The organism is Segatella copri, from assembly GCF_019127135.1.
Classification (GTDB): domain Bacteria; phylum Bacteroidota; class Bacteroidia; order Bacteroidales; family Bacteroidaceae; genus Prevotella.
Genome location: NZ_JAHOEA010000020.1, coordinates 40,333 through 61,285 on the forward strand (window position 1 = coordinate 40,333; position 20,953 = coordinate 61,285).

General features: G+C 46.9%; 16 protein-coding genes and 1 other RNA gene. 11 read left to right on the forward strand and 6 right to left on the reverse strand.

Annotated features, from left to right (window positions below):
- Positions 1 to 87 precede the first annotated feature (87 nt).
- Positions 88 to 2,637, forward strand: coding sequence for a S9 family peptidase (locus tag KSW37_RS07175; RefSeq protein WP_217313726.1), 2,550 nt, complete (start codon positions 88 to 90; stop codon positions 2,635 to 2,637).
- 101 nt (positions 2,638 to 2,738) lie between these two features.
- Here KSW37_RS07175 and KSW37_RS07180 read toward each other — a convergent pair whose 3' ends face one another.
- On the reverse strand, positions 2,739 to 3,911 hold the full coding sequence (locus tag KSW37_RS07180; protein WP_217313725.1) for an MFS transporter: 1,173 nt from the start codon (positions 3,909 to 3,911) through the stop codon (positions 2,739 to 2,741).
- Positions 3,912 to 4,356: 445 nt separating this feature from the next.
- Here KSW37_RS07180 and KSW37_RS07185 point away from each other — a divergent pair, with 445 nt between their 5' ends.
- The 7 genes from KSW37_RS07185 to KSW37_RS07215 all read left to right on the forward strand — a co-directional run bounded on the left by KSW37_RS07185 (position 4,357) and on the right by KSW37_RS07215 (position 12,897).
- Complete coding sequence (locus KSW37_RS07185; RefSeq protein WP_181992451.1) at positions 4,357 to 4,530, forward strand: PG1828 family lipoprotein; 174 nt, start codon at positions 4,357 to 4,359, stop codon at positions 4,528 to 4,530.
- A 130-nt stretch (positions 4,531 to 4,660) separates the two neighbouring features.
- The gene (gene mtaB / locus KSW37_RS07190; protein WP_217313724.1) at positions 4,661 to 6,091 is read left to right on the forward strand and encodes a tRNA (N(6)-L-threonylcarbamoyladenosine(37)-C(2))-methylthiotransferase MtaB; all 1,431 of its coding nucleotides are present in this window, start codon (positions 4,661 to 4,663) and stop codon (positions 6,089 to 6,091) included.
- Positions 6,092 to 6,144: 53 nt separating this feature from the next.
- Complete coding sequence (locus tag KSW37_RS07195) at positions 6,145 to 7,050, forward strand: TIGR01212 family radical SAM protein (RefSeq protein WP_217313723.1); 906 nt, start codon at positions 6,145 to 6,147, stop codon at positions 7,048 to 7,050.
- A gap of 2 nt (positions 7,051 to 7,052) precedes the next feature.
- The gene (locus tag KSW37_RS07200; RefSeq protein WP_217313722.1) at positions 7,053 to 8,069 is read left to right on the forward strand and encodes a glycosyltransferase family 2 protein; all 1,017 of its coding nucleotides are present in this window, start codon (positions 7,053 to 7,055) and stop codon (positions 8,067 to 8,069) included.
- A 347-nt stretch (positions 8,070 to 8,416) separates the two neighbouring features.
- Positions 8,417 to 9,664 (forward strand): DUF4861 domain-containing protein, encoded by a 1,248-nt coding sequence (locus tag KSW37_RS07205; protein WP_217313721.1) that lies wholly within the window; start codon positions 8,417 to 8,419, stop codon positions 9,662 to 9,664.
- Positions 9,665 to 9,924: 260 nt separating this feature from the next.
- Positions 9,925 to 10,704, forward strand: a complete 780-nt coding sequence (locus tag KSW37_RS07210) for a gliding motility protein GldB (RefSeq protein WP_233399981.1) — start codon at positions 9,925 to 9,927, stop codon at positions 10,702 to 10,704.
- Positions 10,705 to 10,707: 3 nt separating this feature from the next.
- Entirely contained in the window at positions 10,708 to 12,897 is a 2,190-nt protein-coding gene (locus KSW37_RS07215) for a S9 family peptidase (RefSeq protein ID WP_217313719.1), read from the forward strand.
- A gap of 110 nt (positions 12,898 to 13,007) precedes the next feature.
- Here KSW37_RS07215 and KSW37_RS07220 read toward each other — a convergent pair whose 3' ends face one another.
- The 3 genes from KSW37_RS07220 to KSW37_RS07230 form a co-directional block, all read right to left on the reverse strand.
- A complete protein-coding gene (locus KSW37_RS07220) occupies positions 13,008 to 13,541 on the reverse strand; it encodes a hypothetical protein (protein WP_217313718.1) in 534 nt (177 codons plus the stop codon).
- A 59-nt stretch (positions 13,542 to 13,600) separates the two neighbouring features.
- Positions 13,601 to 14,464, reverse strand: coding sequence for a sigma-70 family RNA polymerase sigma factor (locus KSW37_RS07225; RefSeq protein ID WP_217313717.1), 864 nt, complete (start codon positions 14,462 to 14,464; stop codon positions 13,601 to 13,603).
- A gap of 183 nt (positions 14,465 to 14,647) precedes the next feature.
- A complete protein-coding gene (locus KSW37_RS07230; RefSeq protein WP_217313716.1) occupies positions 14,648 to 16,117 on the reverse strand; it encodes a Do family serine endopeptidase in 1,470 nt (489 codons plus the stop codon).
- A 426-nt stretch (positions 16,118 to 16,543) separates the two neighbouring features.
- Between KSW37_RS07230 and rnpB the strand changes: the two genes are divergently transcribed.
- The 3 genes from rnpB (at position 16,544) to KSW37_RS07245 (ending at position 17,916) form a co-directional block, all read left to right on the forward strand.
- Positions 16,544 to 16,944, forward strand: an RNA gene (gene rnpB, locus KSW37_RS07235) — RNase P RNA component class A.
- Positions 16,945 to 17,032: 88 nt separating this feature from the next.
- Positions 17,033 to 17,470 carry a hypothetical protein gene (locus KSW37_RS07240; RefSeq protein WP_217313715.1) on the forward strand — a complete coding sequence of 146 codons (438 nt, stop codon included), beginning with the start codon at positions 17,033 to 17,035 and terminating at the stop codon, positions 17,468 to 17,470.
- A 38-nt stretch (positions 17,471 to 17,508) separates the two neighbouring features.
- Positions 17,509 to 17,916, forward strand: a complete 408-nt coding sequence (locus KSW37_RS07245) for a YkvA family protein (RefSeq protein WP_117728888.1) — start codon at positions 17,509 to 17,511, stop codon at positions 17,914 to 17,916.
- A gap of 112 nt (positions 17,917 to 18,028) precedes the next feature.
- Here KSW37_RS07245 and KSW37_RS07250 read toward each other — a convergent pair whose 3' ends face one another.
- Both KSW37_RS07250 and KSW37_RS07255 read right to left on the reverse strand, forming a co-directional pair.
- On the reverse strand, positions 18,029 to 20,650 hold the full coding sequence (locus KSW37_RS07250; RefSeq protein WP_217313714.1) for a glycoside hydrolase family 2 TIM barrel-domain containing protein: 2,622 nt from the start codon (positions 20,648 to 20,650) through the stop codon (positions 18,029 to 18,031).
- Between the two features lie 64 nt (positions 20,651 to 20,714).
- On the reverse strand, positions 20,715 to 20,953 hold a 239-nt coding region (locus tag KSW37_RS07255), incomplete at its 5' end, for a hypothetical protein (protein ID WP_254881135.1).

Here is a 20,953-nt window from a genome sequence, read left to right on the forward strand (position 1 = left end):
CAGCAAAAAAAGCAAATTGTAACAGAAATATTCGTTTATCTCGAATTTTATTTGTAATTTCGCACAAAAATCAAAATAAGGACATTTATGAATAAACTGATTCTGAAAACAACAAAAAGCGGACTGCTGGCAGCTGCCCTGATGGCTTCAATCTCTGCCAGTGCCGAAACTATAGAGGTGAAAACGCTGAAATATGCAGGCCCCTATGCCGTAGCACAGCCTTGGATGGCTGACAGTGTGAACATCAAGGGCGAAGCGTTCGACCTTAAGCAGCTGCTCGATTCGCCATTGTCTTTCACCTTATTAAACAAGGGTAAGGAGGTGAGTGCAGCCCAACTCCTTGCCGACAAGCAGGATGCGCTCCATCTGGCTTCTTTCTGCGTATCTAACACCCAGCGCACCAAAGCAACCATTGCGGTAGAAGGATTGGAGCAATACCGCCTGTTCGTAGACGGCGAACAGGTAGCGGTGAACGGCGATAAGGCTGAAACCATCCTGACTCCTTCGCAGCATACAGTTGTCATCAAATTTCTTACCCGGAAGAATGCATCTTCTGATAAGAAATCAATCAAGTTGACCGTAACCGCAGCCAACGGTGCTCCGCTTTCTGTAGGCGATGCGACGGCAAAGCGTGCCTATAACATTTATGATGTGATTTGTGCGCCTAACTATCCGAGTGTTTCTATCTCGCCAAACGGAAAGTTTATCGTAGTTCGGAAAACCTGGGTAGATAGAAAAGGTAATAACCATAGCATTAGTGAGTTGCGCAACTCTCAGACTAACAGACTGATGGCTACATTTGAGGAGAGCGTGAAATGGATGCCTTCAAGCAATAAACTGTATTTCACGCAGAAGGCGAGCGACAGCAGTATTGCCGGAGAAGAAAAGCAGGATGGCACATTGCAGCTCATTACCATCAATCCGCTGACGATGGAGCGCGAAGTGCTGGCAAGCAATCTTCCTGAAGGCTGGTTCCAGTTTACACCCGATGAAAAAACGCTCATCTATACGCTCACTACTGAAGGCAGAAAAAGGGATCCGCAAGTTTATGATGTAAAAGAACCGGAAGACAGACAGCCTGGTTGGCGCGAGCGCAGCAATCTCGCCAAATATGATCTTGCATCGGGCATTCTCCAGCCGCTCACCTTCGGTTACCACAACATCTACCTGATGGATATTTCTGCCGATTCGCGTTATCTGCTGATAGGCAAGGGAGAGGAGCAACTCACCAAGCGTCCAACAACCCTAACATCATTCTACCGCCTGGATTTGGGTAGTATGAATGCATCTGCAGCCACTGCGCCAAAGGTAGAAACCCTGATAGAAAAGGGCGAATTTCTGAACAGCGCCCAGTTCTCGCCAGATGGCAAGAGCATTCTCGTGAGCGCTTCGCCGGAAGCTTTCAACGGCATTGGAAAGAATGTGGAAGAAGGACAGACACCTAGCATGATCGACACCCAGCTCTATCTGATGACCTTGTCGGATAAGAAGGTTCGTCCGCTGACCAGGGATTTCAATCCGAATGTGCTGAGCACGGAATGGAGCAAGGTCGATGGAAACATCTATTTTACAGCCGAAGATAAAGACTGCGTGCACCTCTTCCAGCTCAATCCGAAATCGGGTAAGTTTACGCTTCTCAAAACTCCTGAAGAGTACATCAAGAGTTTCTCGCTTGCATCTTCTGCAGCAGAAATGGCTTTCTCCGGTCAGAGTGCATCCAATGCCGACCGACTCTATAAGATGAATACGAAGGCGCTGAAATCGCAATTGGTTGACGATTTGAGTGCGCGCGAGTTGAAGGATGTTGAACTGGGCGAATGCAAGGCTTGGAATTATGTCAATTCAAGGGGCGACACCCTTTGCTGCCGTTACTATCTGCCACCTCATTTTGATGCTGCCAAGAAGTATCCGATGATAGTGAACTATTATGGCGGATGCAGTCCTACGAGCCGCATGTTCCAGAGCCGTTATCCTCATCATGTTTATGCGGCGATGGGCTATGTAGTGCTGGTTGTGAATCCTAGTGGAGCCACCGGATTCGGTCAGAAATTCTCAGCCCGCCATGTAGATACGGCAGGCGAGGGAGTGGCTGAAGACATCATCTCCAGCACCCAGGCTTTCTGTGATGAGCATGCTTTCGTAAACCGCAAGAAGATAGGCTGCATCGGCGCCAGCTACGGCGGATTCATGACTCAGTATCTTCAGACCAAGACCGACCTCTTTGCTGCTGCCATCTCGCATGCAGGCATCAGCGACCACACCAGCTATTGGGGTGAGGGCTATTGGGGCTACAGCTACAGCGAAGTTTCTATGGCGAACGAATATCCTTGGACCAACAAGCATCTCTTTGTAGATCAGAGTCCACTCTATAATGCCGACAAGATTCATACTCCGCTGCTGTTTGTTCACGGTACGGCAGATAATAATGTGCCTGTGGGCGAGAGCATCCAACTCTATACAGCGCTGAAACTCCTTGGCCGTCCTACGGCGATGGTATTGGTAGATGGTCAGGATCATCACATCATCGACTACGAGAAGCGACTGAAATGGCAGAACACCATCTTTGCCTGGTTTGCCAAGTGGTTGCAGGATGATGCTTCCTGGTGGACGGAAATGTACGGAGATGAAAAGATGTAGTTGAAGCCTCGGCAGAAATGCCGGCTTCAGTCTCTATCAAATAAGAAAAGAGATTATGTTCCTGTAAGTCGGGAATATAATCTCTTTTCTTTTTTATATGTTTATTTCTTGCAGCTTAGCGTGATAAGCAGAGAAATCATGGCGAAAGCGATTCCTACGATGCAGACACCAAGCCAGTCGGCTTGCGTCCAGACGTAACCGGCACAGAAAGTGCCTAGCGAACCACCGATGAAATAGCTGGTCATGAAGATGGTGTTGGCGCGGTTGGAAGCTTGCGGAATCTCCTGCAGACAACCACTCTGATTGCTGAGCTGCTGACATTGCAGACCGATGTCAACCAAAATGATGGCTGCGATGAGTCCGGCGTAAGTGTCGCCGAAAAGCAAGGCTATTGCCCAGGCGATGATCTGCATTCCTGCTCCGAACAGATTGAATTTTCGAATGCCAAACCTAGGAATCAGTTTTCCCACACCACTGGCAGCAACGGCTCCCATGATTCCGCAAAGTCCGAGCATTCCTACCATATCACTTCCTGCGCTGAAAGGTGGCTGCGCCAGATGGAACGCCAGACAAGACCATATTGCCATCATACTGCCGAACCCGAAGGCTGCACGGATGGAATAGATGCGGATAGAAGGATGGAAAACGAAAATTTCTGCTATCGTGGTCATCAGCCCTCTGTAGGTTCCTACATAGTTGCGCTTCATTTCAGGCATCATCAGCAGCATGATTCCCATGCAAAACACCATCACGAAAGCAGCTATGATAAACATCTCCCGCCATCCCAGCCATTCGCCGATGTAACCGCTGATTACTCGTGAGGCAAGAATGCCCGTCAGCAGTCCGGAGAGTACAATGCCCATATTCCTGCTCTTGTTCTTGGGTTCCGAAAACTGTCCGGCTATCGGAATGAAGAACTGCGGAATCACCGAACAGGCGCCAATCAGCAGTGAAGCTCCCCAGAGCATCCATACGTTTTGCGCTGCAGCCATCACAATTGCCATCAATGCAGCAATGGTCATATTGACAAGGATGAGTTTCTTGCGCGAAAGCATGTCGCCCAAGGGGATGAGGAAGAATAAGCCCAGCGCATAACCTATCTGGGTAATGACGGTGATGAGGTTAGCCTTCTGCTCGGTAATATCCAGGTCGTGGCGGATGAGTTCGAGAAGCGGCTGATTGTAGTAGCAGTTGGCTACGGTGAGTCCTGCGACGATAGCCATCATCAGGAGAATGCTGCGGGGAATGCCCTGATTTTCTTTTAGCTGTATCATTTTCTGTCTGTTTGTTTCTTTGTTTTGAGTGCAAAGTTACGAAAAAAATCTCGGCAATCAAAGTTTTTGGGGACGATTTCTTGGGAAAAACTTCTCTCTCATGCAGAAAATCTTCTCTCTCAGGCAGAAAAAGTTTCTGTCTTTTCCCTCGCGCGCGTACCTTATTATATGTATATAGTGCTGCTCTGAAGAGGTGTTGGCGCGCACCCTTGTTACGCTAAAAAACACCGAAAAGTGTTAAAATTAGGCTGTTTCCGAGCACACCAAAAACTTTAACCTTTGTTAGCACTTTGTAAGTAGCTGATTTATAGCGATTTGTAATTTTGTTACAAAAACGCCTAAAAAAAAGTCGCAAAAAAAAGAACAACGTATCAAAAAAATGCTTACCTTTGCATCGTTCAAAAGAACAAATGATTGTTTTACAGATTTTAAAAAAGCAAAGAAAATGAAGAAATTAGTTTTTATGTTCGTAGCTATCGCAGCTATCTCTTTCGCATCATGTGGTAACAAAACAGCTCAGAACACAGCTTCTGCTGATTCTGACACAGCTCAGGTAGATACAACTGCTGCTGACACAACTGCTGCTGCTGATACAACAGCTGCTGATTCTGCTAAGTAATTTGAAATTACTTGCGAACGAAAAAATGAGAGAAACAACCGCTGGACTTCGGTCTAGCGGCTTTTTCGTTTTATAGAGACTATGTTTCATTTTTTTAGGTTACCTTTTAGAATATTAGAAAAGATAATTTATGATAGATTCAAGTGCCTTCCAAGGTAAAAAGGCAGCTTACTATACGCTAGGCTGCAAACTCAACTTCTCTGAAACTTCCACTTTTGGCAAAATGCTCGAAGACATGGGCGTCATTACTGCTAAAAAGGGGGAGAAAGCTGATATTTGTCTTATTAACACCTGCTCGGTAACAGAAGTTGCCGATCATAAATGCCGTCAGGCTATCCACAGGATGGTGAGAAACAATCCGGGTGCATTCGTTATCGTGACGGGCTGTTATGCGCAGCTCGAATCAGAGAATGTCAGCAAGATAGAGGGCGTAGACCTCGTGTTGGGTGCTAACGAGAAGGCTCACTTGATTCAATATCTCAGCGATGCATGGGCGCAGAAGTTTGCCCAGGAAAACGGATTGGCTGCTCAGACTCCTCAGAACGTCGATGCGGAAAGTCCTCAGAACTGCGATGCTGAAACCTCTCAGAACGGCGATGCTGCGGCTCTTCATCAGCATTATAGCGTGAAGACAAAGGAAATCAAGACCTTCCAGCCTTCTTGCTCGCGTGGCAACCGTACCCGTTATTTCCTGAAGGTGCAGGACGGCTGCAATTATTATTGCACCTATTGCACCATTCCATTTGCCCGAGGCAATTCGCGCAACCCGAGCATCCAGTCGCTTGTGGCTCAATGTGAGCAGGCGGCTGCTGAAGGCGGTAAGGAAATCGTCATTACCGGTGTGAATATCGGTGATTTCGGTCAGACTACCCACGAGCGATTCATCGACCTTGTCAAGGCGATGGATCAGGTAGAAGGAATCAAGCGTTACCGCATCTCGAGTCTGGAGCCTGATCTCTGTGATGATGATCTCATAGAGTATTGTGCCCAGAGCCGTGCCTTTATGCCTCATTTCCACATTCCTCTGCAGAGCGGAAGCGATGAGGTGCTCAAGCTGATGCACCGTCGTTACGACAAGGCGCTCTTTGCCCACAAGGTGAATCTTATCAAGGAGAAGATGCCTGATGCGTTTATCGGTGTCGATGTGATGGTGGGCTGTCGCGGCGAAACTCCGGAGTGTTTTGAAGAATGCTATGAGTTTCTGAAGAGTCTGCCTGTTACCCAGCTTCACGTCTTCCCTTATTCTGAACGTCCGGGTACGGCTGCCTTGAAGATTCCGTATGTGGTTGACGAGAAGGAGAAGAAGAAGCGCTCCAAGCGACTGTTGGAGTTGAGCGATCAGAAGACGCAGGAATTCTATGCTCAATACATCGGTACAGAGGCTGAGGTCCTCTTCGAGAAGGCGCCAAGAGGTAAAGCGATGCATGGATTCACCAAGAACTATATCCGCGTAGAACTTTCGCCAGCTCTCGCCAAGGAAGAATACGACAACCAGCTTATCAAGGTTCGCCTGGGTGGTTTTAATCACGATAAGACGGCGCTGAAGGGAGAGCTTCTTTAGTTGATAGTTAATAGTTTATAGTTTATAGTAAAAAGGGCTAATCATAAAGTTCAATGTTCAAAGCTCAAAGTCCAATGTATTACAACGATTTTGGAACATGGATCCGGAAGCAGTTTCCTGATTTCCGTGTTCAGAAGATTTCGATAGACGCGGGATTCTCCTGTCCTAACAGAGATGGGAGAATTTCGAGTGGCGGATGTACGTATTGCGACAACCGCACCTTCAATCCCAGCTATTGCGACCGGAAAAAGTCGATTACTGAACAGCTGGAGGAGGGAAAGGCTTTCTTCAGCAGGAAGTATCCTGATATGAAATATCTGGCTTATTTCCAGGCTTATACCAATACATACGCCAGGGTGGAGCAACTGAGGCAGATGTATGAAGAGGCTCTTGAGGTGGAAGATGTGGTGGGAATCGTTATCGGAACCCGTCCGGATTGTGTGAGCGATGAATTGCTCGATTATCTTGAAGAACTGAACCGCCGCACCTTCGTACTGGTGGAATATGGCATTGAGAGTGCCAATGATGAAACCTTGAAACGCATCAACCGCGGACATGATTTTGCCTGTTGCCGTAGTGCCGTAGAGCGTACTCATGCCAGGGGAATCCTTACGGGCGGTCACATCATCATCGGCTTGCCGGGAGAAGATGCGGAAGAAAGTCTGCGCCAGGCTCCTCTCATCTCTTCCTTGCCGCTTGATATTCTCAAGATTCATCAGATGCAGATTATCAGGGGCACCCGGCTGGCACAGGAATATGCTGAGCATCCCTTCCATGTTTACACGGTAGAGGAATATATTGATGTCATCGTGAAATACATCCGTCTGCTCAGAAAGGATTTGGTGCTGGAGCGCTTCGTCAGTCAGTCGCCCAAAGAACTGCTGATTGCTCCCAAATGGGGACTCAAGAACTATGAGTTTACCAATCTCCTGAATAACAGATTAAAGAGTTTACAATAAATATGGCAAAAGTAGCAATCGTTATATTAAACTGGAATGGTCAGAAGATGCTGGCAAAGTATCTTCCGAATGTCATCGAATATTCCCGTCAGGATGCTGAAATCTGGGTGGCGGACAATTCTTCTTCTGATGGTTCGATGCACCTTCTGGAGACTCAGTTTCCTCAGGTTAAGACCATTGTTCTGGAGCAGAATTTCGGCTTTGCTGAAGGCTATAACCGTGCCTTGAAGCAGATTGATGCAGCGTATTACGTGCTCCTGAATAGCGATGTTGAGGTTTCGCATCATTGGCTTACACCGCTCATCGAGTTTATGGATTCGCATCAGCAGGTGGCTGCCTGCCAGCCTAAGCTGCTTGCCGAATACGATAAGGACAGCTTTGAGTATGCTGGCGCTTGCGGCGGATTCCTCGACAAATATGGCTATCCGTTCTGTCGCGGCCGCATCTTTGATACGGTAGAGCGCGATAATGGGCAGTATGATTACCAGCAGGAAATCTTGTGGGCTACGGGTGCCTGTATGATGATTCGCTCAAAAGATTATTGGACTGCCGGAGGTTTAGACGGCCGTTTCTTTGCCCATAATGAAGAGATAGATCTTTGCTGGCGCTTGCGTCTGATGGGCAGAAAAATCTACTGCATTCCTGAGAGTGAGGTTTATCATGTGGGTGGTGGAACCCTGCCGAAAAGCAATCCGATGAAGATTTATCTGAATTTTAGAAATAATTTAACCATGCTTTATAAGAATCTGAGTGATACGGAGTTGACTCACGTAATGCGTATGCGCAGATTTCTGGATTACCTTGCTGCTTTCGAAACATTGGTTCTGAAGCGCAACTGGGGCGACTTCAAGGCCATCTTCAAGGCGCGCAGGGCTTTCAAGGCATGGAAACATGAGTTTGACGAAGATCGCAGAAAGATACAAGCGGGTAGGGTGAAGGAGGAGATTCCGCAGGTTTACAATCTCTCTATCATCTGGCAATATTACGCCAAGGGCAAGAAACTCTTCTCGCAGTTGTAGATAATAAACTGAAGTTTCGCATGTGGTTTAAGTACGGGCTGAAGGCCCGCTCCTAGAAGCAGCACGCCCTGAAAGGGCAGAAGCTCTTAGCCCAGGGCAGCGCCCTGGGTATAATAGCAATCAGCAAGGCGCCCTGTAAGGGCAAAAGCTTTGTTAATTGCCTGGTTTTAAAGCTTTTGCCCTTACAGGGCGACAAGTTTGCGTTCATAAACACCCAGGGCGATGCCCTGGGCTAGGAGCTTCTGCCCTTTCAGGGCGTGTGGGGCTTACTTGCGAAACAGGGCGTGTGGGGCTTACTTGCGAAACATGAATAGACTATTAATAAACAAACTTAAAAATAAAAATCTATGAAGAAAAGACAAATGATGATGGCGCTGGTTTCGCTGATGGTTCTGTCAGCCCAGGCGCAGGCTAATTTCCAGGTGTCGGTTTCCAATCCTTCCAAGGTGGCAAGAACCGATGCTCCGGTGGTTGTAGATCTCAGCAAGTTGGGTGCTATTGGCGACATTCAGCGCGCTGTAGTAACCGTTGACGGCAAGGAGATTCCTTCACAGCTCGACGACACCAACCGCGATTGTACCAACGATGAACTCTGTTTCCTTGCCGATTTAGGCAAGAAAGAAACCAAGACCTATCAGGTGCAACTCTATCGTGAGGGTGAGCAGGCACAGTATCCGGCTCGTACTTTTGCAGAACTCTGCTTGCCAAGCAGAAACAGGAAACTGGCTAAGAACAGGCAGGATATTTATCTGCGCAGCATCTCTTTTGATAAGAAAACCAAGGATCCTTATCACTACGTCCATTCTCATGGCACCTGCTTCGAAAACGAACTGATTGCCATGCGTGTTTATTTTGATCATCGTCAGACCATCGACCTTTATGGCAAAATCAACAAGGGGCTGGTGATTCAGGATACACAGTTCTATCCTTCAGATGAACAGATTCAGGCTGGTTCGGGCGATGATTGTCTCTGGGTAGGCAATACCTACGGACTGGGTGCGCTCCGTGGCTGGGACGGTAAAGACCAGGTGCTGTTCAACAACGTGAAATACCAGGAGCAGCGCGTCATTTCAGAAGGTCCGCTCCGTGCCATCGTCGAAGTTGTGGATAAGGGTTGGGTTCCGGCTCCGGGCTTGCAGCCTGTCAATGCCACCATCCGCTACACTATCTATGCCGGTCATCGCGATTTCGACGTAGATGTATTCTTCAACAAGGATGTTTCTGATTATCAGTTTGCTACAGGACTCATCAACGTAAAGGGTTCCAGCGAATTTGCTGATGGCAAGGGTTTGCGTGGCTGTTACGGCAGCGACTGGCCAACAGGCAAGGACGATGGAAAGCACAAGTTGGAGACCGTAGGCTTGGGCATTTATGTGCCGCAGTCAGCCCTGATAAGTCAGCAGCCAGCCAATAAGGATTGCTATACTCAGGTAGTGAAACCTGCAGGCAGCCAGCTCAGTTATAAGCTTGCTTATACCAGTGCCAACGAAACCTATGGTTTCAAGGGCGAGAAGGAGTGGTATGAGTGGTTGAAAGCCTGGAAGAAGCAGATAGAAGAGCCGGTTCAGGTTTCTGTTTCTGTCATGATCCGATAAGCAGTTTTTTTTATCATCTGATAAGTAGAAAAAAATGCACAAATAGCCAGCAATGAGCAAAAAAGACTTACGTTTTATTCATTGCTGGCTATTTTGCAAACAAATTTAAGAGAAAAACCCATTTTTTTTGCGAATGCGTATGATTTTTTAGCAAAAAAGCTTGGTAATTTAAATAATTTTTAGTATTTTTGCAGTCGTAACTCGAAGATTTGTGAATTATCGTGAAAAGGTTTTTTAATTATATAGTCATATTAGCAATAGTGCTTCTCAGTTCGGCCTGTGAGTTTAAGTTCAAGCCGAACGAGGAAGGAGAGGCTGTGCCCCTGTCGGTACAGCGTTACGACCGATTGGAAAGCAGATATCTTACTACCGGTGATTTCTCTGCCCTGCAGCAGATGAATACCGATTACCCGATAGAAACCCGTACGCTGATAGAGAAAATGCTCCAGCTTGGCACCATTACCGACGCCAATATCAGCAACCGTTTCCTCATGTTCTATCAGGATTCTACCCTGCAGGCGCTTATCGCCGATGCTGAGGCAGAATTTGCCAATATGGAAGACATCAACGAGCAGCTGAAATCTTCCTTCTCGCGTCTGAACAGTTGGATTCCGGAACTCCAGCAGCCTTGTTTCTATGCTCAGATTGGTGCTTTAGACCAGAGCATCGTGGTAGGAGAACATTCTGTAGGAATTTCGCTCGATAAATACATGGGCGAAAACTATCCGCTCTACAAGAAGTTCTATACACCGCAGCAGCGCAGCACCATGTCGCGCCAGTACATTGTGCCGGATTGCCTTACCTTCTATCTGCTGAGCATCTATCCGATGGACCACTTTGACACCCGTCCGCAGCTCGACCGCGATCTGCACATGGGCAAGATTATGTGGGCTGTGAACAAGGCGATGGGCAAGGAGATTTTCAAAACCAAGTATGTGAAGACAATCTGCGCTTATGTAAAGCGCAACCCTAAAGTAACAGTAAAACAACTGCTCAATGACGAAGATTATTCGCCTATTGAGGCATTACATAAAGATTAACACATGAAAAGATTTCCAGTTTTTATTGCAACTGTCATGATGGTTTCAGCAATGCATGCTGCAGATAAGCTCGACCTGAAGGCCATTACCTCCGGCGAGTTTGCTGCCTCTTATGTTACCGGTATTAACCCTATTGATGGCACCGATTTGTATGCTTCTGTCAGCAATGATGGCAAGCAGGTTATCAGTTATTCGTTCAAGACGGGCAAGCAGATGAGCATCCTCTTCGATGTGAACGCAGCCAAGGCTCCTTTCGGACAGATTGAAGGTTATGTAATCAGTCCTGATGGTAAGAAATTGCTTATCATGACCCATCGCGAGGCTATCTACCGCCGCTCGTTCAAGGCAGAGTATTTCATATATGATATTGCTAAGAAGAGTTTGAAGAAACTTTCTCAGGGCGTTAACCAGCAGGTGGCTACCTGGTCGCCTGATTCACGCCACATCGCTTTCGTAAAGGATAACAATCTCTTTGTTACCGATGGAGATAAGGAAACCCAGATTACCCGTGACGGTAAGTTCAACGAGGTAATCAATGGTATTCCTGATTGGGTTTACGAAGAGGAATTCAGCTTCAACCGCGCCTTTGCATGGAATGCGGATGGAACTGCCATCGGCTGGATCCGATTTGACGAATCGCACGTAAAGACTTATTCTCTGCAGATGTTCGAGGGTTCTCATCCTACCCGTAGCGAGTATCACGACTATCCGGGAGAGTATTCCTATAAATATCCTAAGGCAGGACAGGACAACTCTAAGGTGAGCCTTTGGAGCTATGATATGAAGAACGGAAAGACCGTGGCGCTCGAAGTGCCTGTAGATTCCGACGGCTATTATCCACGCATCAAGACATCGCCAGACGCCAACAGTCTGATTGTCTATACGATGAACCGCCATCAGGACGACATGCGCCTCTATGCAGTCAATCCTTTCACCGGCAAGAGCAGGATGCTCATCAAGGAGAGTGTGCCTAAGTTTGTAAAGGAAGAGGTGATTGAAAACAGCATCGTGGGCAAGAAGAACATCCTGCTGCCTAGCGACCGCGACGGCTTCATGCATCTCTATCTCTATGATATGAACGGTAAGCTCCTGCGCCAGGTAGAGAAGGGCAACTATGATGTTACCTCTATCTACGGAATGGATGAGAAGACGGGCGATGTTTATTTCCAGGCTGCCAAACTCAATGCGCACGACCGCCAGGTTTACGTGGCTCATAAGAACGGAAAGGTGGAGCGCCTTACCGATGCGGCTGGTTCCAACTCGGCTAACTTCTCGGGCGATTACCGCTATTTCGTAAACACCTGGAGCAGCTACAGCCATCCTTATGTCTTCACCGTGCGCAGCAACAAGGGCAAGCTTATCAAGACATTGGAAGACAACAAGCAGCTGCTCGAAAAGACCCGGAAGTATAATTGGGGCAAGCGCGAGACTTTCTCTTTCACCACTTCCGAAGGTGTAAAACTGGACGGCTGGATGGTAAAGCCGGTTGATTTCGACGCCAGCAAGAAGTATCCTGTCATCCTCTTCCAGTATTCCGGTCCGGGCAACCAGCAGGTACTCGATTCATGGAGCACGGGCAGTATGGGCAATGGCGGTGCTTTCGATTATTATCTTGCACAGGAAGGATTCATCATTGCCTGCGTAGATGGTCGTGGAACAGGCGGTAGAGGAGCAGAGTTTGAGAAGTCTACTTATCTCCGTCTGGGTGATTTAGAGTCGAAAGATCAGGTTGAGACAGCTCTCTACATGGGTTCTCTGCCTTATGTAGACAAGGATAATATCGGCATTTGGGGCTGGAGCTATGGTGGTTTCAATACGCTGATGAGTATGAGCGAGGGTCGTCCTGTGTTCAAGGCAGGTGTGGCTGTGGCTCCTCCTACCTGCTACCGCTTCTATGATTCGGTTTATACAGAGCGCTACATGCGCACTCCTAAGGAGAACGAAGAGGGTTACAAGGTGAACCCTATCGAGCGGGTAAAGCAGCAGCATGGTGCGTTGCTTATCTGTCACGGATTGGCAGATGACAATGTGCATCCGCAGAATACCTTCGAATATACTGAGGCGTTGGTTCAGTCAGACAAGGACTTCAAGACCCTGTGGTACACGAACCGCAATCATGGCATTTCGGGTGGCAATACCCGCAACCATCTGCTTCGCCAGATAGCTAACTGGTTCAAGCAGAACCTGAAGTAGAAAATGATATGATATAAAAAGTGAAGCCATTCCCGGCAGAAAACGGGAATGGCTTCTTCATTTAATGTTAACCTTGTTTACTTTTTGCGAAGTAAGGTACGTTTGATTTCTTATTCATTTTTAGCGCCTTTTCTGCGCTTTTCTTTCTTGGCTTTCTTAGCCTTCTTCACTTTTACCTCTTCAACCTCTTCATCGTTTGGCTGAACAGATGAAAAATGAAAATCAGTAGGGTTGATGGTCTTCACCTGATAAGGGCTAGGCGCATCGTTCGTCTGCTGTCCGTTCTTTGCCTTCTTAGCCTTTGGCTTCTGAATGTATCTTGCATAGAGCTTGTTCCATTTCTTTTCAGCTTTCTTCTGGTCGAAGTCAAACATCACGATACATGTGCGTTTGCCGGCACCTTGCTGCTCCAGATAGTCGCGCAACTGGTATGAATAGTTCTCGCGGCTTACCAAGAACTTGCTCTTGCGGGTGAAGTAGGCAGAATCAACCTTCTGTACGTCTGTGAAATAGACTGTCGAGTCATTAAACGACGAGGCAAATCCAAAGATGTATGCAGTCTTAGCATCGTTCTTAGCAGATGCAGAGAGCGAGCTGAAACATGCTAATGCGATAGATGCGAATGCAATTTTTGTAATTTTCATTTCTTTTTTTGTCTTATGTTGTTTGTGCTGTCTGCCCCATCAGTTATGCGGATATTTCCTTATCCCAGATAGGACTTCAGCAGATTATTTTTCGTACTGGTCCGGAGTCGCCTGATAGCTTTTTCCTTAATCTGGCGCACTCTTTCCCTTGTAAGATGATACTTGGTTCCGATTTCTTCGAGCGACAGTTCAGGAGTCCCGATGCCATAGAAGGCAGCAATGATTTTCTGGTCTTTGTCCGGCAGCGTGCCGAGCAGTCTTTCTATTTCTGCTCTCAGCGACTCTGTCAGCAGCTCATTGTCGGTCGGTTTATCCGAATTGGCCATCAGGTCGAGCATGCTGCCTTCTTCATCGTCAGAAAAAGGAGCATCCACGCTCAGGTGGCGGCTTGTTGACGAAGCCTTCATGGCGTCCTCTATCTTGTCTTCCGACAAGTCTACGCGGTCAACCATTTCGTCTACACTCGGTTTGCGTTCAAATTCCTGTTCAAATTTGTTTATCTCCCTGTTAATCTTGTTAACGCTTCCCACCTGGTTGAGCGGAAGGCGCACAAGTCTGCTCTGCTCGGCTATGGCCTGCAGAATGCTCTGGCGAATCCACCATACGGCGTAAGAGATAAACTTAAACCCTCGGGTTTCATCAAACTTCTGTGCGGCTTTGATAAGCCCCACATTTCCTTCGTTGATAAGATCAGGCAAACTGAGCCCCTGGTTCTGGTATTGTTTTGCAACAGACACCACGAAACGGAGATTGGCTTTTGTTAATCTCTCCAATGCCCTACGGTCACCTTTTCTTATACGCTGAGCGAGCTCTACCTCTTCATCTGTAGAGAGCAGCTCCTCATGAGCAATATCTTGAAGATATTTTTCCAACGATGCGCTTGCGCGATTCGTAATTGACTGAGTAATTTTTAATTGTCTCATGCTGGCATCAAATTTTAAGTAGTTGCAAAAATACACTTTTTTGTTTAAATACCAAAAAAAATAGTAGATATTTTTCAGAAATACCTACTATTTTATTGTTTTTTGTCTGTTTCTTGAGTTTTTTGGGCAGAAAAAAAGCCTTTTCTACTCAATCATGAGACGGTTTTCTAAAAACTCTTACCCTTAGTCTTTCTGCAGCGGAACAGCGAAGTAAGCCTTCTTGCCTGTTGGCCATATACCCTGGATGTAGAGCACTGGGTCCTTGCTGGTAGAAGCACTCTTTACAGCCTTCTGCAGGTCATCAATCGTATTGATGTTGTTGTCGTTGATGCGCTGGATGATGAAACCGCGTGAAATGCCACCATCCTTCAGGGCGCCGCTGTTCACCTTCATTACCTCTACACCATACTTGATGTTGAGCTGGTTCTTCTGGCTCTCAGTAATAGGGCGGAAGCTGCCACCGAGCACGTCGAGGTCGGCGCTCTTGATAACCGAAGTATTACCCTGAGCATTCTTCAGTGTGATGGTCTTGGTGCTTGCCTTCTTGTTGCGCAGGTAGGTGATGCTCATCTTGTCGCCAGGACGCTTGCCGTTCAGGATTTCCTGCAGCTCAGCCATCTTGGTCACCTTCTTGCCGTCAACCTTGGTAATCACGTCACCTTCCTTCAGTCCTGCTTCAGCACCGTTGCCGTCTTCATCAACCTTGGCAATGTAAACACCCTCGTTGGTTCCCAGGTTCACTTCCTTGCCGTTCTCCTTCTGGGCGTTGATATAGTTCAGCACATCGCTTCCCTGTATGCTCAGCATCACGCGCTGTACGCTGCCGTATTTCTTCAGGTCGTCTACCACCTTGTTCATGATAGAGGTAGGGATGGCGAAACCGTAGCCGGAGTAAGAACCGGTCTGGGAATAGAGCATGGCGTTGATGCCTACCAGTTCGCCCTGGGTGTTGACGAGTGCACCGCCCGAGTTACCTGCGTTGATGGCAGCATCAGTCTGGATGAAGCTCTCTACACCGTTGGCACCGAGCGAACGTGCCTTGGCAGAGATAATGCCGGCTGTAACCGTATTGTTCAGTCCGAATGGGTTGCCCACGGCGATGACCCATTCACCCACCTTCACCTTGTCGCTGTCGGCGATAGGCAGGGTAGGCAGGTTCTTGCCGTCTACCTTGATGAGGGCGAGGTCGGTAGTCTTGTCGGTTCCGATGATGCGTGCCGAGAATTCGCGGTTGTCGTTCAGTGTTACGGTCAGCTCGTCAGCACCTTCTACCACGTGGTTGTTGGTAACGATGTAACCGTCCTGGCTGATGATGACGCCCGAACCGGTAGCCTCTCTCTTCGGAGTCTGCACTTTCTGCTTGCGTGTTCCTCCGTTGCCCTGTCCCGGGTTGCCGAAGAAGCCGAACGGGTCGAAGAATCCTCCGAATGGATCGTCCTGCACATCTACTGTCTTCACCTTCGAGTTCTGTACGTATTTAATATGTACTACTGCAGGCAGCGCCTTCTCGGCAGCATAGGTTAAGTCTACAGGCTGACCTGCTGGGGCAGCAGTAGCTGCAGGTGTAGCATTTACTTTCATGAAAGCACCGGCTGAAAATGCGAGCGAACCAACGCAGAGCACAGCCACAACATAATTACTTAATTTTTTCATGTCTCTTATTTTTTTATTGTTTACTTTTCTTTTCTTTGGAATTGCAACAGCTAATATCATGCCAAAGTCAGTTTGTCATGCACCACTCTGTTTTCCGGTTGCAAATATAGGGTCATTTTTTGATATTCGCTTCATTCTCTGCATAAATTTATTCCGTTTTAACAATTCAAATTAACACTTTAACGGCTATTAAACAAGAAATGCCCTAAATTCACAAATATTTGAATGTAAGCACGAAAATCTTAGTTCTGTATACGTAACTAACTTCTATTGATTGATAAATATCTGTTAAGCGATAGGTGCTCAGAAACTCGGTTTAACCGGGAAAAAGAGTGAAAAATAGCCTTGCGAATAACTAATGATGCATAAAAAAGTGAGGAATCGTGCGATAGTATCAAAAGTTTTTTGTACTTTTGCATGTCGAAAGCAGTGCTCCGGTCTGTCGCTGGCATCTTTCAGGTGCGAGAGGAAAGTCCGGGCAGCATAGGGCATCCCACTTCCGAAACTAGAAGCTATTGGTGACAGTAGGTGTCGGTAGAAGAAAATAACCGCTTTCACTTATCCCGTTTGTCCAGTCTGGGGTGGTGAGAGTAAGGGTGAGAAGGTGGTGTAAGAGACCACCAGCTGGCGGGTGATCGTCAGGCTGTGCCATCTGGGAGCTGTAAGCTCATGTATACCGCAGATTGAGGGCGGCTCGTCCGATTGCCTTCGGGCTGCTGTGGAGGGTAGAGTGCTTGAGCCCAAGGGTGACTTTGGGACTAGATAAATGACAGACATTCTTATTTTCAATAGGAACACAGAACTCGGCTTATAGGGGCACTGCTTTCTTTTCTTTTTCAGCATCGCAGCCTTTTTATATATATAATAAGGTATAAGATGCATCATTTTTAAACGATTTTAAAAACTAGCAAGATTATGAAACTCAGAGAACCGGAAAAGCAGATATTAGATGATTTCGAACATAAGGTAGCGGGCAAGATAGCGAAATATGGCAATGAGCCCGATTTCCCGAAGTTTGAGAACTACGGCATTACCCGTATGGAGCTGGATGATTATCTTTTCGATAAGCAGGCGATACTCGATATGGGCGGTTCCAAGCGCAGCCAGCTCACCATCGGCGGTTTCATCACCGTCCTCCCCGTATTGGTACTGTCCTGTTTCCCGGACAAGTCACCCATCTATGACAACGGCAAGATGCTCACCACGGTCATAGCCGTCATCGTCGGATTGCTGCTGGCGTGTTTTGTCAAGGCACTTCTCCAGATGATCATCGCCTATCGCGTGAACCATCATAAGGAGCCTAAGATGGAGACCTTCATCAAGGCAGTCCTCTTCTACGAGAAGCGGTCGTAACTATAACTGTAAATTATAAACTATAAACTATAAGTAGTATGACTTTACCAGACTTTATGGACTATAAGGACAAGTTCACCCAGCGTGCATTTGTCGAGAAGATTTCGCATGTTGCCAAACGTGCCGGTGCCAAGATGGTTTATACAGCGCTCATTCTCTATTATACGTTAGAGAGCGACAAGGTTTCGCTGAAGGACAAGGCTCTGATTGTAGGAGCCTTGGGTTATCTCATCAGTCCGCTCGATGTGATTCCAGACGCCATTCCTATTGCCGGTTTAGGCGATGACCTGGCCGTATTGCTGTTTGTGCTCAAGAAAGTTTGGGGTGAGGTTTCAGATGATGTGAAGTCAAAGGCTCAGGACAAGTTGAAGAAGTGGTTTGATGAAGATGAGATTCCATCAGCCGATGATCTCTTCAAGGATTCAGCCACCGATACACCGGTTTGAAAATGATAATGACCGGAAATGACCATGACCGGAAATGACCGGAATTCTCGGTAGAACGAAAAAGAGGGTGTGTCATAAGTCTATGACACACCCTCACTATTTTTCTTTTGTTTTAATCGAGTTTTCTTATCTTAATGCCATTCAAGAAAGCTTTTCCTTGCAAAGACTTTAGATGTATATGGATGCTCGTGTCATTGTTTCTTACAATATACCTACGCTTGAAGGCCGTGCGATAATGGCGTCCATCGGTAGGAGTGAAATCAGTCTCCTTGATTTCTCCATTAATGCTGACATCAAATTTTGCATCTTTAGATGAAGTTTCTCCATTGCTTCTGGTAAGGAGATTAGGCAACTGGGTTGCTGGCTTAGTAACATCAGCCATCAACAATTCCACTTCATATTCGCCTCTTGGTGCATCTATCTTATATTCCAAGTCGCCTTCACGCCAAGTCTGATAAATAGGTCCATCAATCGTACTCTCTATCTCAGATGTGGTGCTTTTGTTTTCTCCTCCTATATATCCCCATGAGCCTGCCTTATAAGCTTGGTCTGGCAGCCACGTGAGATGACTCAAGGAAGAAATGAAATAGCAGTTGCTGCCCACATTGATGGCGAGTTCTTCACCCTTGGCCAGGTCTGGCAGTGGATTGTACCGGATAGTCATCACATCTTCAGTATTGCCACCCTTTACCCTGAGATCATCATCAAACAGTTTTTCGCTCATTCCTTTTGCCTTCAAGGTAGAATTTCCATAAGGCAGAACTACATCGAAGTTGGCGAAACAATTAACTGTCTTCTTCTTTCCACAGCTCTTGCCATTGGCGAAAAGTTCCACTTCTGGAAGGTTGGAATATACCTTGATGCGCTGAATATCATTCGCACTTCCCGTTCTTGTTGGCCAGTCACGGCTGGCAATATGAACCACCGGTATATCCTTGCGCCACATGGATTTGAAATAATAAGCAACATCCTTCAGCGTGCGGTTGTTGTAGGCCACTCCTTTGTTGTTCACCCTAGGCATGGATTCCTGACGTGCGGCAACATTAAAGTCGATGAAGTTCCAATAGGTGCAACCGCTAATCCAAGGCTTCTCTTCAATGAATGGCAGATAATGCTCGATATAAGTCTGCTGATATTCAATACTGAAATCAAAGGCATGAGCAGAGTTAGAGTGCAGACGCAGATCACTACCGGCTCCCCACTCCGAGATGATCATCGGTTTCTTGGGATAGTTCCTGTGCTGGTCTTCACACCAGCGGTTGAAACCATTCAACTCTCCCTCGTACCAGCCATGATAAAGATTCCAACCTACTACGTCAACCAGGTTGAGTCCTATTTCGTTGTAAATATTGTTCATATTGAAAGCCATCACACTCTTTCGCGTAGCATCTTCTTCCTTCAGAACCTTTTCCAACCGCTCAGCAAGTGCTAATGTACGCTCTTTGAAAGCTGGCCATTCTTTCGTGCCAGGCCATGGAGTGCAGAGCAGTATTTCATTCATATAGCCCCAGTTGATGATACTCGGATGGTTAAAGTGTTGGCGGATCATTTCCCGCAGATTACGCTCGCAATTATCTGCATAGCCTGGAGTGTCGGGCACAAGATCTATGATAGGGATTTCCTCCCAAGCCAACAAGCCAAGTTCATCACAGGCGTCCAGGAGCGCATCATCTTGTGGATAATGGGAGATACGGATATAATTGCTGCCCATTTCCTTCAGCAGACGGATGTCGCGACGGTGCGCCTCGTCAGGCAGGGCTACACCTACAGGTGCCTGATCCTGATGACGGTTGAAACCACGCAACTTGTAAGGCTTCCCATTCAAGCAGAATCCCTTCTCGCCATCGAATGAAAACCAGCGGAATCCTATCTTATGGGATTTCTCGTCAATGGCTTTTCTTGTTTTTGTGTCGACAAGCGAAGTTACCACCTTATATAAGATAGGTGTCTCCGGAGTCCAAAGCTCAGGATTACTGATGAGCTTAGACTGTAATTCCATGCGTCTGGTTTCGCCGGCTTTCAGAGTCACTTTTTTCTTGAAAGTTTGCAAGAGTTTTCCATCAGGCGCAAACAGTTCGTTCCTGACCTCAAAAGTTGATGGTTTCTTGGCATCATTGGTTACTTCACTCACCACTTTAACCAAACTTTGCTTCTCGTTAACTAAAGGAGTGGAAACAAAAATGCCGTCACTTCCCATGTTGAGCATGTTGAAATGAATATCAGGTGTGGAAATGAGCCATACATCACGATAGATGCCACCCCAGAATGTGAAGTCTGCCATGATCGGTGTGACATCCTGACGGCTGTTGTCTACTGTTATCTCGATGGTATTGTCTGACTTTTTCCTGCTCAGTACATTACTTGGATTTAAAAATTGAGTGATGTCGTAGGTAAATGCTGAATATCCACCGGCATGACAGCCCACCTTTTTACCATTGACCTTCACTTCTGCAGCCTTATTTGCTGCATCTACCTTCAAGAAATAGCGCCTGCCTGGATTGACTTCCGGCAAGGTGAGAATACGACGGTATTCAGCCTTTCCTTGATAATAGTTTCTACCTTGATAGGCATCAAGGTTATAGGTGTGAGGTATGTTTACAGACGACCATTGCTGACTTGTAGGTAGTTTAAACTCCCAATTGTCATTGATGGTTCTGGTTTCACGTTGGGCCATGACAGGTATAACCATTATAGAACTTGTGAATGCGGTGAGAAAAATGTCTTTAATGTTCATTGCAGTTGCTTATTTAATTGATTTTTGTATGACATGGCAAAAGTACAAATAAAATCTGAGAAACTCACGCATTTTGTATTTTTTTTCGATATTCGGTATTGCCGGAGCCGCCTTCAGTAGTGCTTGAACCACCGCTAGGGGTAGAACCGCCAGGAGTATTATCCGGAGTAGTTGGCGCGTTGAGGTCAACGTTGGTCTTACCCTCCTTCTTTGCCTGGTTGATGCGTGACTTAGCCTGGTTGATTTCTAGAAGATTTGCGTTCACGCTACGCATTACGATGCTGTAATTAATCATAGTCGTTT